Source organism: Variovorax sp. OK605, from assembly GCF_900115445.1.
GTDB lineage: Bacteria > Pseudomonadota > Gammaproteobacteria > Burkholderiales > Burkholderiaceae_C > Variovorax.
This window is the reverse complement of the sequence record NZ_FOWL01000001.1, coordinates 207,848-221,595: the sequence shown is the minus strand read 5'-3', so window position 1 is coordinate 221,595 and position 13,748 is coordinate 207,848. Positions and strand designations below refer to the sequence as shown.

Sequence of the window (13,748 nt, the reverse complement as noted above, 5' to 3'; positions counted from 1 at the left end):
GTCGAAGTCGAGGTCGACAAGCTGCTCACGTTGCTGTTCGTCGTGCTCAGCCCCGTAGACAGGCTGCCGATGCTGCTGCTCGCGGTGCTCAACCCGGTCGAGGTCGACGTCGACAGGCTCGACACGTCGCTCGACACCGTGCTGATCGCTGTCGACAGGCTGGCGCCGCTGGTGCTCAGTTGCGCAACCGTCACCGCATCCTGCGGTGCCGAGCCGTCGGCCACGTTGGTGACGCGGCGCAACGCGCCGGGCGCCCCCACCGACACTTCCGAGGCCGGGGCGGCCGTGCCGGTCAGGAAGCCCGTGCCCGTGGGGGCCGAGACGCCCGTGATCGAGCCCGACCCGATGGCCACGCTGTTCGCGTACTGCGCATTGGCGTTGGCACCGATGGCGATGGCATTGGCCGCGAGCGCCGCGGCGGTGTTGCCCAGCGCCACCGCGCTGCTGCCCACGGCCTGTGACTGGTTGCCCAGCGCCACCGCGCCGTCGCCGTTCGCGACGTTGTCCGCGCCCACGGCCACCGCGCCGGTGCCGGTGGCGCTGTTGGGGTCGCCGATGGCCACCGCGCCATTGCCCACCGCCGTCTGCTTGCGCCCGATGGCGACCGCGCCGCCCGTCGCCGTGCCGCCGTTGGCCGTGGTGCCGTCGGAGCCGATGGCCACGTTGCGCCCGGTCGCGCCGCTGACCACGCCGTCGCCCTGCGCAATGCCGAACGCGCCGCTCACAGTGGCGCCGCGGCCCACGGCAATGCCCGACGTGGCGCCGGCCGCCACGCTCGACTGGCCGCCGATGGCAACGGCGTCGGGTGCCGCAGCCGCAGCGCCGCCGCTCGCGTTGCTGCCCAGCGCCGTGGCGCCGAGCGCGCTGGCGTTCGCGGTCCGGCCGATGGCGGTGGAAAAGCCGCCGGTGGCGGCCGCGCCCGAACCGATCGCGACGTTGCGGGTGGGCGTCGTGGAGCCGGCCGAGCCGGCCGTGGCGTTGGAGCCCAGCGCGATGTCGTTGGTGTTGTACGCAAAGGAGCCGCCGAGCGCGATGGCGTTGTCGCCGTACGCCTGCGCGAACGCGCCCAGCGCGGTGCTGCTGGCACCGCGCGATTCCGAAGAGGTGCCGATCGCCACGCCGTTCTGCTTGGTGGCCAGGGCGGCGTAGCCGAAGGCGGCCGAGGTCTGGCCCGAGGCGTTGGTCAAGGTGCCGAAGGCCGTCGAGGCGCCGCCGGTGGCTCTTGCGCTGGTGCCGAAGGCCGTCGACGGCGCCGTGCCGCTCGCATCGCCGATGGCGAGCGCGTTGGTGCCGAAGGCGATGTCGTTGCCGAAGGCGGCATTGGCGGCGCTGCCCAGCGCGATCGAGCGCGCGCCGTTGGCCGTGGAGCCGTCGCCGAAGGCCAGCGCGGCCTGCCCGTTGGCGTTGTTCGCGTTGCCGATGGCGACGGCGCCCTGTCCGATGGCGTTGTTGTTGTTGCCCAGGGCCACGGCACCGGTGCCGGTGGCGGTGTCGGGGTCGCCGATGGCGACCGCACCGTCGCCGGTGGCCTTCTGCCCGCGCCCGATGGCCACGGCGCCGCCGGCCGCCGAGCCGCCGTTGGCCGTGGTTCCGCCGGAACCGATGGCCACGTTCTGCCCCGTGGCGCCGCTCGCCACACCGTCGCCCTGCGCAATGCCGAAGGCGCCTCCGACCGTCGCGCCACGGCCGACCGCAATGCCCGAGGTGGCCCCTGCCGCCACGGAAGACTGGCCTCCCAGCGCGATGCTGTCCGCGGCCGCGGCCTGCGCGCCCTTGGTCGCATTGCTGCCGATGGCGATCGCCCCCGCGCCTGAGGCCGTGGTCGAGTTGGCGACGCTCAGCGGCGTGACGCCGTCGCCGCCCGCACCGCCGATGGCGACGGCGTTCAGCGCCGAGGCGTTGGCGCCGAAGCCCATGGCAATGCTCGAGATGCCGCCCGCCGACGCTTCCAGGCCGAAAGCCGCGCTCCAGTGCTGCGCGGTCGCGAGGAAGCCGAAGGCCGCGCCGCCGATGCCCGTGGCCTTGGCGAAGGTGCCGTACACCACGCCGGAGCTGAAACCGCCGCCGCTCGCGCCGCAACCGGCAATGACCGAATAGGCGCCCGAGCCGTCCTGTGCGGGTGAGCCGACGCCGCCCGGCCCGTCGGTTGTCGCGCCCGGATTCACCCGGCCCGGTGTGCCGGACGCCGCCGTCGTGCAGGTGGAGCTCGTCAGGATGAGGTCCGCCAGCGCCGATCTCGGCCAGGCCTGCATCACGATGAACGCGGCGGCCGCCAGGGCGAATACCACCGGTGGCCGTTTGCCCGTGCGGCTCGGCTTGCCGCGCGCCATGCTGGTTTCGGGAACGGCCACCCAGGCCCCCAACGACGCATTCCACGCGCTGCGAAATGTCTTGTTCATGTGCCACGCCCTTTCTCTCGGGACCGACCACAGCGCTGTCGTCAGCGCTTGCTGGACTCCCCTGAAGATCGGGCGGGCCGTGGGCCGCCGGATTTGGCTGGGTCGCGGCGAGCCTTGTTCGCCGGCCTGGATTGCATGACCGCGCAATGTAAGCCGTTCCGGCTAAAAAAGAAGCGCGCGGAGTGCATATGTCCTACGGCCTAAGCCCGCAGGGAGGCGGCGGCACGGGCGGCCGGGCCCGGGGCCCGCGCGTCAGAACAGCGAAGCCGTCCCGTTGGGCCGCGCGTCCTCGATGTCGAGCATGCGCAGCTTGGTCAGCGCGCCGCCGCCGGCCGAGAAGCCGCCGGGCTTGTTGCCCGCCGCCAGCACGCGGTGGCACGGCACCACCGGCGCGAAGGGGTTGTGTCCCATCGCCTGCCCCACAGTGCGCGCGAGGCCCTTGTCGCCCAGCTCTTCGGCAATGTCGCCGTAGGTGCGCGTCTGCCCCGGCGGAATGCGCCGGGCGATGGCGTAGATGCGCTGGTGAAGCTCCGACACGCCGCGCATGTCGAGCACGATGTGGCCCAGGTCGTCGTGCACGCCCTGCAGCAGGCCTTGAATGGCGATGATGGCGCGCTGCGCCGTCTCGTCGGGCGGGCCTTCGTGCAGCGCCGGAAAGCGCCGTTTCATGCGCGCCCGCGTGGCCTGCTCGCCGTCGTCGGCGGGCAGTTGCACGCCGACCAGGCCCTGCGGGCCCCACGCCAGCGCACACATGCCGATGGCCGTCTCGAACAGGGCGAAGCCGGTCATGGCGCCTCCTGCAACGCATGCTGGCGCGACGCCAGCACCGCGCCCATCCACAGCGCGATCGCCGAGGCCACCAGGCCGCGCGCAAGGCCGCCGGCACCGTCGGAAATCCAGCCGGTGACGGTCGGCCCGACGATCTGCCCGGCCGCGAAGACGATGGTGAACATGCTGATGCCCTGCACCCAGCGCGCCGGCGGCAGGTTGTGGCGCACCAGCGCGGTGGTCGAGGCCACCACCGACAGGAACACCCCGCCGAACAGCACGCCCGACACCAGCGCCACCGGCGCTGAAGGGCTCAGCACCGGCAGCAGCGTGGCCACGCCGAGCAGGCCGTTCAACAGCGCCTGCGGTTGCCCGCCGCGGTAGCGGTCGAGCAGCCCGGCCCACAAGCGCGACGAGGCCACGCAGGCGACGCCCAGCAAGGCATAGAACAGCGTGACGAAGCCGGCGCTTGCGCCCTGCTCTCGCAGCAACGCGATCACGAAGGTCATGTAGCCGATGTAGCCCATGCCGAACAGCGCATAGCCCGCGAGCGCCCAGCCGAAGCGGCGCAGCGCGACCGGCGGCGCGTGGGTGCTGGCCGCTGCCGGCGATGCATGCGCCGGCCGGTCGGGCATCGCGCGCCCGGCCCAGGCCAGCAGGAACGTGGCCGCCGCGCTCGCGACCGCCAGCGCCCACCAGGCCCAGGTCCAGCCGTGCGGCACATCGGCCGCCGCGCGCAGCACCTGCGGCACCAGCAGCGCGGACAACGCAATGCCGAAGCCCGTGCCGCCGTAGTAGATGCCCAGCAGCAAGCCGCTGCGCGAAGACCCCGCCTCGCCGAGCCGCGCGGCCAGCAGCCCGCCCGCCACGAACACCCAGGCGCTGGCCACGCCGGCCAGCAGCCGCTGCAGCAGCAAGGCCGGCGCGGCGGTCACGAAGCCGCTGCCGGCCATGAAGACACTGGCCAGCACCGCGCCCCACACCAGCAGCCGCGTGACACCGAAGCGCCGCATCAGCGCGGGCGTGATGAGCGCGCCGATCAGGTAGCCCACCGCGTTCGCGGTGTTCATGCCGCCGGCCAGCGCATAGCTCCAGCCCAGGTCGGCGCGCATGGGCGGCAGCAGCAGACCGTAGGCGAAACGCGTGATGCCCAGCGACACGGCCGCGCCCATCGAGAGCGCGAAGGCCAGCCGCAGCACGGGCTGCGAGGGAACGGGGGAAGTGAGCGTGGTCGACATCGGAACGGGGTGGCGCGCCTATTCTGCGGCAGCCCGCCCGTTCGTGCCCGCTCCTGCCCGCCCCCTGCCCGGTGCCGCCATGACGCCCGTCAAGCCTCGCCCGCCGGATCGACGTGCAGCAGGTGCCGCTCCAGCAGCACCGCCACGTGCACCGCCTCGCGCTGCGCGCCGTCGCCGATCTGGTGGCGGCAGCTGGTGCCGTCGGCCACCACGATGGCGTTCGGCTGCTTGCGGATGGCGGGCAGCAGGCTGGCCTCGGCCATCTGCATCGACACCTCGTAGTGGCTGGCCTCGTAGCCGAAGCTGCCGGCCATGCCGCAGCACGAGCTCTCGATGAGTTCGGGCTGCGCGCCCGGAATCAGCTTGAGCACTTCCATCACCGGGCTCACCGCGCCGAAGGCCTTCTGATGGCAATGGCCGTGCAGCAGGATGGGCGCCTCGGCCGGCTTCAACGCGATCTCGAAGCGGCCCTGCTTGACTTCGCGCGCAATGAACTCCTCGAACAGCAGCGCGTGCCTGGCCACCATCTCGGCCTTTTCGCCGAAGCCCATCACCAGTGTTTCGTCGCGCAGCGTGAGCAGGCAGGACGGCTCCAGCCCGACGATGGGCACGCCGGCGCGCGCCAGCGGCACCAGCGCGTCGATCAGCGCCTCGGCCTTCTTCTTCGCCTCGTCGACCATGCCGCTGGCCAGGAAGGTGCGGCCGCAGCAGTGGTGCCCGCCGCGCTTTTCCACCGTGTGCAGCACATAGCCCGCCGCCTGCAGCACGCGCGCGGCCGCAAAGGCGTTCTCGCTCTCGAAGGTGCCGTTGAAGGTGTCGACGAACAGCACCGCCGCCTTGCCGCCGCGCCGCGCGATCGACAGCGCCACGTCGCGCTCGACGAACAGGCCCGGCTCGTCGGCCTTGGCGCGCCAGAAGGTGTCGCTGCGCCACTCGGGCAGCGAGCGCTTCGCGGAAAAGCCCAGCAGCTTCTCGCCGAGCCACGCGGCGCCGGGCACGCTGTTGCGCAGGTTCAGCAGCCACGGCATGCGGCTGGCCTTGTGCGCGTAGTCGGGCAGGTTGGCCACCAGCCTGTCCTTGAGCGTATGGCCGTGGCGCTTCTTGTAGTGGTCGAGAAACTCGACCTTCATCTTCGCCATGTCCACGCCCGTGGGGCAGTCGCGCTTGCAGCCCTTGCAGCCGACGCACAGGTCCATGGTGTCGTGCATGGCCTCGCTGGTGAAGGCGTCGGGGCCGAGTTGGCCCGACAGCGCCAGGCGCAGCGTGTTGGCGCGCCCGCGCGTCAGGTGCTGCTCGTCGCGCGTCACGCGGTAGCTGGGGCACATGGTGCCGGCGTCGAACTTTCTGCAGTGGCCGTTGTTGTTGCACATCTCCACGGCCTTGCCCAGGCCGCCGGTGCTGTCGCCGCCGGTGCCGGGGGCGGTGGTCACCTCGGTCACGGGGTCGGCGTTGACGTTCCAGCCCGACCAGTCGAGCACGGGCTTGAGTTCGATGCGGCGGTACGGCTTGGGCGCGGTGGGCGGCGCGAAGCGGAACAGCGCGCCGTCGTCCATGCGCGGCGGGTCGATGATCTTGCCGGGGTTGAACAGGCCGATCGGGTCGAGCTTGCGCTTGATCGAGCGAAAGGCCTCGTTGATGGCCGGGCCGAACTGCCATTCGATCCACTCGCCGCGGCACAGCCCGTCGCCGTGCTCGCCGCTGAACGCACCCTTGTACTTGCGCACCAGCGCGCTGGCCTCTTCCGCGATGGCGCGCATCTTGGCCGAGCCGTCCACGCGCATGTCCAGGATCGGCCGCACGTGCAGCGTGCCCACCGAGGCATGCGCGTACCAGGTGCCGCGGCTGCCGTGCCGGGCGAACACTTCGGTGAGCGCGTCGGTGTACTCGGCCAGGTGTTCGAGCGGCACCGCGCAGTCTTCGATGAAGCTCACCGGCTTGCCGTCGCCCTTGAGGCTCATCATGATGTTGAGGCCCGCCTTGCGCACCTCCCACAGGTTCTTCTGGCGCGCGTCGTCGGGCATCTCGACCACGCTGCCTGGCAGGCCCAGGTCGCCCATCAGCTCGACGAGCTGCTTGAGCTGCGGCAACAGCGAGGCCCTGTCCGCGCCCGAGAACTCCACCAGCAGGATGGCCGCCGGCTTGCCGATGAGCGCCGTTTCCACCGTGGGCCTGAAGGCCGGGTTGGCCAGGCTCAGCTCGATCATGGTGCGGTCGACCAGTTCCACCGCGGTCGGCCCCAGCTTCACGATGTGCTGCGCGGCGTCCATGGCCGCATGGAAGGTCGGAAAGTTGACGATGCCCAGCACCTTCGCGCGCGGCAGCGGCGCGAGCTTCAGCGTCAGGCTCCTGGTGTAGGCCAGCGTGCCTTCGGACCCGATGAGCAGGTGCGCCAGGTTCACCGAGCCGTCGGCCGTGTAGGGACGCTCGCTCTGGTTGTCGAAGATGTCCAGGTTGTAGCCCGCCACGCGGCGCATCACCTTGGGCCAGTGCTCGGCCATCTGCTCGCGGTGCTGCCGCGCGAGGCCGCGCACGAATTGCGCAATGCCCGCGGCGCGCACGCCCAGCGTGCCGACCGGGCCGAAGTCGACCAGTTCGCCGTTGGACAGCCACGCGCTCGCGCCCAGCACGTTGTGCACCATGTTGCCGTAGGCAATGGAGCGCGAGCCGCACGAGTTGTTGCCCGCCATGCCACCCAGCGTGGCCTGCGCGCTGGTCGACACGTCCACCGGGTACCACAGGCCGTGCGGCTTGAGCTGCGCGTTGAGGTGGTCGAGCACCAGGCCGGGCTCGACGGTGGCGGTGCCCTCTTCCACGTTCACGTCGAGCACGCGGCGGAAATGCTTGCTGTTGTCGATCACCAGCGCCGCGCCCGTGGTCTGCCCGCACTGGCTGGTGCCCCCGCCGCGCGCGAGCACCGGCACCTTCAGGTCGCGGGCGATGTCGATGGCGGTGGCAATGTCGCGCTCGCTGGTCGGCACGAAGGCGCCGACCGGCGTGATCTGGTAGATCGACGCGTCGGTGGCGTAGCGCCCGCGCGAACCGTCGTCGAACAGCACCTCGCCCTGCGTGTCGGCGCGCAGGCGGCGCGCGAGCAGCTCGCAGGTGTCGTTGGGCGGAAGAACGGTTCCGGCTGGCTGCATGTGGCTGGCGGGATCGATGCGCATGGTGGGGCTTTGGTTTTTTGGGGGAGGAAGCTCGGCGCGGGTCAGCTTGTCTTCGTGGCGGGATAGATCTCGCCGGCGCGCAACAGCTCCAGCACGGTGTCGCGCTTGCGCAGCACGTGCGCCACCAGCACCTTGCGCATGGCGGCGGCGTCGCGCCTGGCGAGCGCGTCGATCATCTGTTCGTGCTCGTCCACCGCGTGCTTCCACTTCGCCTCGTTCTGGTTGGTGCGAAAGCGCAGCGACTGCACGCGGGCGTTGATGGAGCGGTAGGTGTTCGACAGCACCGGGTTGGCCGCCGCGTCGTTGATGGCGGTGTGGATGCGCGCGTTCAGGCGGTAGTAGCCCGACAGGTCGCGCCGCGAGAAGCAGGCCAGCATTTCGTAGTGCAGCGCGCGCACCTCGGCCAGTTCCTCTTCGGTGATGCGCTTGGCCGCCAGCTCGCCCGACATGCCCTCGAGCATGGCCAGCACCTCGAAGGTGTTGAGCACGTCGGCCTCGGTGAGCTTCACGGCCACCGCGCCGCGGTTGGGCAGCAGGTCGACCAGCCCTTCGGCCGCGAGCAGCTTGATGGCCTCGCGCAGCGGCGTGCGCGACACGTTGAGCTGCAGGCACAGCTCGCGCTCGTTGAGCTTGGCGCCGGGCGCGATGCGCCCTTCGACCAGCATGGTGCGCAAGCGCGACGCCACCTGGTCGTGCAGCGCGAGCCTGGAGATTTCGATGATTTCTGCGGTCATGGTGCGTTCCCTTGTTTGCATTTTGAATGCAAAAATTCGGGCTCACAACCCAAGTAGATCAGGGTAAACCATCAAACAAAAATGCATTTTGAATGCAAAACTAAAAAGCGAAAGGACAGTCCATGCTGCAACTCGACATCCACCCCACCGGTCGCCACTTCCTCCAGATTCCCGGCCCGAGCCCGGTGCCCGACCGCATCTTGCGGGCCATGAGCCTGCCCACCATCGACCACCGCGGGCCCGAATTCGGCACGCTGGGCCTGAAGGTGCTGGGCGGCATCCAGCAGATCTTCAAGACGAAGCACCCGGTCGCGATCTACCCCGCGTCCGGCACCGGCGCCTGGGAGGCCGCACTCGCCAACACGCTGAGCCCGGGCGATCACGTGCTGATGTACGAGACCGGCCACTTCGCCTCGCTGTGGCAGAAGATGGCCACGCGCCTGGGCGTCTCGACCGAGTTCCTGGCGTGGTCGGGCGCCGACGCGCAACTGCCCAACGCGCCCAGCTGGCGCCGCGGCGTGCAGGCCGAGCTCATCGAGGCTCGCCTGCGCAAGGACACCGAAAAGAAGATCAAGGCCGTGTGCGTGGTGCACAACGAGACCTCCACCGGCGTCACCTCCGACATCGCCTCGGTGCGCAAGGCCATCGACGCGGCGGGCCACCCCGCGCTGCTGATGGTCGACAGCATCTCGGGCCTGGCGAGCGCGGATTTCCGGCACGACGAATGGGGCGTGGACGTGACCGTCAGCGGTTCGCAGAAGGGCCTGATGCTGCCGCCGGGCATCAGCTTCAACGCACTCTCGCCGCGCGCGCTCGAAGCCGCAAAGCACGCCAGGCTGCCGCGCGCCTTCTGGGCCTGGGACGAGATCGTCGAGATGAACAAGGACGGCTACTGGCCCTACACGCCCAACACCAACCTGCTGTACGGCCTTTCCGAGGCGCTGGACATGCTGCTCGGCGAAGGGCTGGACAACGTGTTCGCGCGCCACCAGCGCTGGGGCGCGGGCGTGCGCGCGGCGGTCAATGCCTGGGGCCTGCCCATTCAGTGCGCCGACCCGGCCGTGTACTCGCCGGTGCTCACCGGCGTCATCACGCCCGAAGGCGTCGATGCCGACGCGCTGCGCCGGCTCATCCACCAGCGCTTCGACCTTTCGCTGGGCACCGGCCTGGGCAAGCTCAAGGGCCGCATGTTCCGCATGGGCCACCTGGGCGACAGCAACGACCTGACGCTGGTGGCCATGGTCGCGGGCGTCGAGATGGGCATGAAGCTTTCCGGCATCAAGCTGGCCGGCAGCGGCGTGCACGCGGCCATGGACCACTTCGCCAGCCACTCGGCACCGGCCGCGCTGCAGAAGGCCGCATGACCGCGTCCAGGCACGCATAGCCACGCAGCGCCCCGGCGCGCATCGGATTCCAACCCACAACGGAGACAAAGAAGATGCAAAGACGTTCCCTGATCCAGGCCGCTGGCGCCGCGGCCGCCACGCTGGGCGTGCCCCGGCTGTTCGCGCAGGAGTGGCCTTCGGGGCCGGTGCGCATCGTGGTCGGGTTTCCGCCGGGCGGCGGCACCGATGCGCTGGCGCGCGTGGTCGCGCAGAAGCTCACGATCATGTGGGGCCAGCAGGTCATCGTGGAGAACAAGGGCGGCGTGGCCGGCGTGCTCGCGGCCGACTACGTGGCGCAGCAGCCCGCCGACGGCAGCACGCTGCTCATGGCCCACATCAACAGCCACGCGCTCGCGCCCAGCCTGCAGCCCAAGCTGCGCTACAACGTGGAGCGCGACTTCGTGCCGATCGTGCTGGTGGGCGTCACGCCCAACCTGCTGATCGCCAACCCGGGGCAGAAGGCACTCACGGTGAAGGACATCGTGGCCACGTGCAAGGCCACGCCGGGCACGGTGAGCTTCGGCTCGGCCGGCGCGGGCTCGGCGCAGCACCTGGCACTGGAAATGTTCAAGCTGCAGGGCGGTGTCGATGCATTGCACGTGCCGTACAAGGGCAGCGGCCCGCTGCTGGCGGACCTGATGGGCGGGCAGATCCAGTACAGCTTCGAGACCATGACGGCGGCCACGCCGCACGTGAAGAACGGCCGCGTGATCGCGGTTGCGCAAACGCGCACCAAGCGCGCCAAGGGCCACCCGAACGTGCCCACCATGCAGGAGCAAGGCTTCCAGGGTTTCGAGGCGACCACGTGGTACGGCCTTGCGGGCCCGGGCAAGCTGCCGGCGTCGATCGCGCAGAAGGTGAACCGCGACGTGAACACCGTGCTGGCCATGCCCGACGTGCAGGAGCGGCTGGACACCTACGGCGCGGAAGACGGCGGCGGCTCGCAGGACAAGTTCAAACAGTTCATCAGCACCGAGATCGCGAAGTGGGCGAAGGTGGTGAAGGACGGCAACGTGCACGTGGAAACCTAGGCCGCAACTGACAGAATCGCCGGATGAACCCCTCTCAGCCCTCCCAGACTGCCCTCACCGATGCCCTGGTCGCCGCGCGCCGCGGCAACCGCACCCTCGACGCCTCGCCCTGGACCGACACGCTCGCCACCGGCGCCCAGGCCTATGAAGTGCAGGACGCCGTCGCGGCCGCGCTCGGCTGGTTCGACGGCCAGCCCGTGCCCGGCACGTGGAAGTCGGGCGGCGGCTCGCGCACCGCGACACTCACGCACGCACCGCTGCCGCCGGCCGGGGTGCGGCAGAGCCCGGCGGACTTCGGCGACCTCTCGTTCAACGCCCCTGGCATCGAAGCCGAGGTCGCGCTGCGGCTGGGCCAGGACGTCACGCCCGCGCAGGCAGCCAAGCTCGATCACGACAACGCCGCATCGCTCGTCGACGCCATGACCGTCTCGGTCGAGATCGTCGACTCGCGCTGGCAAGACCTCGCCGCCACGCCCGCCCTGCTGCGGCTGGCCGATTCGCAGGTGCACGGCGCGCTGCTGCTCGGCGAGTGGAAGCCCTACGCCGCCGTCGACTGGGCCTCGCAGCGCTGCGAGGCCAAGGTCGGCGATGCAGACACCGTGGTGCGCGAAGGCACGCATCCGCTGGCCGACCCGGCCTGGCTGCTGCCGATCTGGCTGCGCCACCTCACGCGCCACGGGCAGACCGTGCCCGCGGGCACGGTGGTCACCACCGGCTCGTGGGTCGGCATCCTGCCGTGCCGGCGCGGCGATCAGGTGACGGTGGAATTCCCCGGCATCGGCGGCGTGCGACTGAGCGTGTAACGCCCGCCGCCCACGCCCGAACAGGCCACCAGGAAGTCGAGCACCGCCCGCACCCGCGCGGGCAGCGTGCCGGCCTTGCCGATGTACACCGCGTGGATCGGCTCCACCTCGCACGGGTTGAACTCCTCGAGCAGCGGCACCAGCCGGCCCGCGTCGATGTCGTGCTGCACGTGATACAGCGACAGCCGCGCCACGCCCGCGCCCGCCATGGCCAGGTGGCGCAGCGTCTCGCCGTCGCTCGCGCGCACCGGGCCGGCCACCGGCAGCCACACCGTGCGGGCGTCCACGCGCAGCGGCCAGTCGGGTGAATTGCGCCGGAAGCTCCAGCCCAGCCGGTTGTGCGCTTCCAGTTCCTGCGGCGTGCGCGGCGTGCCGTACCTCGCAAGGTAAGAAGGCGCCGCCACGATGGCCTGGCTGGTCTCGCCGAGCCGCCGCGCCACCAGGTCGGAAGAAGGCAACTGGCCCCAGCGGATCGCGATGTCGGCGCGCTCGTCCATCAGGTCCACGATGCGGTCGGTCAACGCAATGTCGAGCGTGATCTGCGGGTGCTGCTCCAGCAGGCGCGGCACCAGCGGCACCAGCCGGTGCTGGCCGAAGGACACGCTGGCGTTGATGCTCACCCGCCCGCGCGGCGCCGCACCGGCGGCGGCACAGCGCTCGGCCTCGTCCATGTCGGCCAGCACGCGCGTGCTGCGCTCGTAGAACGCGCTGCCTTCGGGCGTGAGCTGCAGCTTGCGCGTGGAGCGGTGCACCAGCTGGATGCCCAGGCGCAGCTCGAGCCGCGCCACCAGCTTGCTCACCGCCGACGGCGTCATGCCCAGCAGGCGCGCCGCCGACGAGAACCCGCCGGACTCCACCACCTGCACGAAGGCTTCCATCTCGCCGGAGCGGTTGACGTCGATGCGCGGCATGGCTCTTTTCTACGGCTGTTCTGTGAGTTCAAGTCACAAGTCTGTGTACTGGCGGCATTCTAGTCATCGAAGCCGAATGTCTTCACAGTACAGGGCATCATGCCAATCGCTCTCCTCGCCCTCACCGCCGGTGCCTTCGGAATAGGCACCACCGAGTTCGTCATCATGGGCCTGCTGATGCAGGTCTCGGCGGACCTCCACGTCTCCATCACGGCCGCCGGCCTGCTGATCTCGGGCTATGCGCTCGGGGTCGCGGTGGGCGCGCCCGTGCTCACCATCGCCACCCGCAAGCTGCCGCGCAAGACCGTGCTGCTCGCGCTGATGGCGATCTTCACGCTCGGCAACCTCGCCTGCGCGCTGGCGCCCACCTACGAGATGCTGATGGCCGCGCGCGTCGTCACCTCGCTGGCGCACGGCACCTTCTTCGGTGTCGGCTCGGTGGTGGCCACCGGGCTGGTGGCGCCCGAGCGGCGCGCCTCGGCCATCGCGATCATGTTCACCGGCCTGACCGCCGCCACGCTGCTGGGCGTGCCGGCCGGCGCATGGCTGGGCCTGCAGTTCGGCTGGCGCTCGGCCTTCTGGGCGGTGACGCTGATCGGCGTGCTGGCGTTCGCGGTGCTCGCCGTGTTCGTGCCGCGCGTGAAGGCAGACACAAGGCCCGCGCCGCTGCGTGAAGAACTGGCCGTGCTGGCGCGCCCGCAGGTGCTGCTGGGCCTGGCGATGACGGTGCTCGGCTTCGCCGGCGTGTTCGTGGTGTACACGTACATCCAGCCGCTGCTCACGCAGCTCACCGGCTTGTCTGAATCGGCGGTGTCGCCCATCCTGCTGGTGTTCGGCGGCGGGATGGCCGTCGGCAACATCTTCGGCGGCAAGCTGGCCGACCGCGCGCCGATGGCCGCCGTGCTCGGCACGCTGGTGGTGCTGGCCGCGGTGCTGGGCGCGATGCAGTTCACCATCGGCACGCCGTTCACCGCAGTGGTGTTCGTCGGGCTGCTGGGCGTGGCCTCGTTCGCGACCGTGGCGCCGATGCAGTTGCGGGTGCTCGAGAAGGCGTCGGGCGCGGGCCAGAACCTGGCGTCCAGCCTCAACATCGCGGCCTTCAACCTCGGCAATGCGCTCGGCGCCTGGGCCGGCGGCGTGGTGATCGACCACGGCCCGGGGCTGCGCGCACTGGGCTGGGTGGCCGCGCTGCTCACGCTGGCCGGCCTGGCGATCGCGCTGTGGAGCCGCGCGCTCGACAAGCGCGAACCGCGCGGCGAGCTGGCCGATTGCGCTTCGGCGCAGGCCTGAGCAGGCCGGTGTCGCGCACCCGCCT

General features: G+C 70.8%; 10 protein-coding genes. 4 read left to right on the top strand and 6 right to left on the bottom strand.

Annotated elements, in window-relative coordinates; translation table 11 throughout:
- From BM013_RS01015 to BM013_RS00995, 5 genes are all read right to left on the bottom strand, one after another.
- Positions 1–2,399, bottom strand: a 2,399-nt coding sequence (locus BM013_RS01015) for an ESPR-type extended signal peptide-containing protein (protein WP_256221342.1), incomplete at its 3' end; no start/stop codon positions are given.
- Between the two features lie 252 nt (positions 2,400–2,651).
- Complete coding sequence (locus tag BM013_RS01010; protein WP_093121710.1) at positions 2,652–3,188, bottom strand: methylated-DNA--[protein]-cysteine S-methyltransferase; 537 nt, start codon at positions 3,186–3,188, stop codon at positions 2,652–2,654.
- The gene (locus BM013_RS01005) at positions 3,185–4,405 is read right to left on the bottom strand and encodes a YbfB/YjiJ family MFS transporter (protein WP_093121707.1); all 1,221 of its coding nucleotides are present in this window, start codon (positions 4,403–4,405) and stop codon (positions 3,185–3,187) included. Before BM013_RS01005 ends, BM013_RS01010 begins: the two co-directional genes overlap by 4 nt.
- A gap of 89 nt (positions 4,406–4,494) precedes the next feature.
- Positions 4,495–7,569 (bottom strand): FAD-binding and (Fe-S)-binding domain-containing protein, encoded by a 3,075-nt coding sequence (locus BM013_RS01000; protein WP_093121705.1) that lies wholly within the window; start codon positions 7,567–7,569, stop codon positions 4,495–4,497.
- 41 nt (positions 7,570–7,610) lie between these two features.
- Positions 7,611–8,303 (bottom strand): GntR family transcriptional regulator, encoded by a 693-nt coding sequence (locus tag BM013_RS00995; RefSeq protein ID WP_093121703.1) that lies wholly within the window; start codon positions 8,301–8,303, stop codon positions 7,611–7,613.
- Positions 8,304–8,425: 122 nt separating this feature from the next.
- Here BM013_RS00995 and BM013_RS00990 point away from each other — a divergent pair, with 122 nt between their 5' ends.
- The 3 genes from BM013_RS00990 to BM013_RS00980 all read left to right on the top strand — a co-directional run bounded on the left by BM013_RS00990 (position 8,426) and on the right by BM013_RS00980 (position 11,522).
- Positions 8,426–9,667, top strand: a complete 1,242-nt coding sequence (locus BM013_RS00990; RefSeq protein WP_093121700.1) for a pyridoxal-phosphate-dependent aminotransferase family protein — start codon at positions 8,426–8,428, stop codon at positions 9,665–9,667.
- A 74-nt stretch (positions 9,668–9,741) separates the two neighbouring features.
- Positions 9,742–10,719 carry a tripartite tricarboxylate transporter substrate binding protein gene (locus BM013_RS00985; RefSeq protein WP_093121698.1) on the top strand — a complete coding sequence of 326 codons (978 nt, stop codon included), beginning with the start codon at positions 9,742–9,744 and terminating at the stop codon, positions 10,717–10,719.
- 23 nt (positions 10,720–10,742) lie between these two features.
- On the top strand, positions 10,743–11,522 hold the full coding sequence (locus tag BM013_RS00980; RefSeq protein WP_093121695.1) for a fumarylacetoacetate hydrolase family protein: 780 nt from the start codon (positions 10,743–10,745) through the stop codon (positions 11,520–11,522).
- Here BM013_RS00980 and BM013_RS00975 read toward each other — a convergent pair.
- Positions 11,471–12,433, bottom strand: a complete 963-nt coding sequence (locus BM013_RS00975; protein WP_093121693.1) for a LysR family transcriptional regulator — start codon at positions 12,431–12,433, stop codon at positions 11,471–11,473. The genes BM013_RS00980 and BM013_RS00975 overlap by 52 nt on opposite strands.
- Before the next feature lie 99 nt (positions 12,434–12,532).
- Here BM013_RS00975 and BM013_RS00970 point away from each other — a divergent pair, with 99 nt between their 5' ends.
- A complete protein-coding gene (locus tag BM013_RS00970; RefSeq protein ID WP_093121691.1) occupies positions 12,533–13,723 on the top strand; it encodes an MFS transporter in 1,191 nt (396 codons plus the stop codon).
- Positions 13,724–13,748 lie beyond the last annotated feature (25 nt).

Coding starts and splice junctions, on each gene's coding strand:
- BM013_RS01000 (WP_093121705.1), bottom strand. CDS start 7,569: ATGCGCATCGATCCCGCCAGCCACATGCAGCCAGCCGGAACCGTTCTT.
- BM013_RS01005 (WP_093121707.1), bottom strand. CDS start 4,405: ATGTCGACCACGCTCACTTCCCCCGTTCCCTCGCAGCCCGTGCTGCGG.
- BM013_RS00980 (WP_093121695.1), top strand. CDS start 10,743: ATGAACCCCTCTCAGCCCTCCCAGACTGCCCTCACCGATGCCCTGGTC.
- BM013_RS00975 (WP_093121693.1), bottom strand. CDS start 12,433: ATGCCGCGCATCGACGTCAACCGCTCCGGCGAGATGGAAGCCTTCGTG.
- BM013_RS00990 (WP_093121700.1), top strand. CDS start 8,426: ATGCTGCAACTCGACATCCACCCCACCGGTCGCCACTTCCTCCAGATT.
- BM013_RS01010 (WP_093121710.1), bottom strand. CDS start 3,188: ATGACCGGCTTCGCCCTGTTCGAGACGGCCATCGGCATGTGTGCGCTG.
- BM013_RS00985 (WP_093121698.1), top strand. CDS start 9,742: ATGCAAAGACGTTCCCTGATCCAGGCCGCTGGCGCCGCGGCCGCCACG.
- BM013_RS00970 (WP_093121691.1), top strand. CDS start 12,533: ATGCCAATCGCTCTCCTCGCCCTCACCGCCGGTGCCTTCGGAATAGGC.
- BM013_RS00995 (WP_093121703.1), bottom strand. CDS start 8,303: ATGACCGCAGAAATCATCGAAATCTCCAGGCTCGCGCTGCACGACCAG.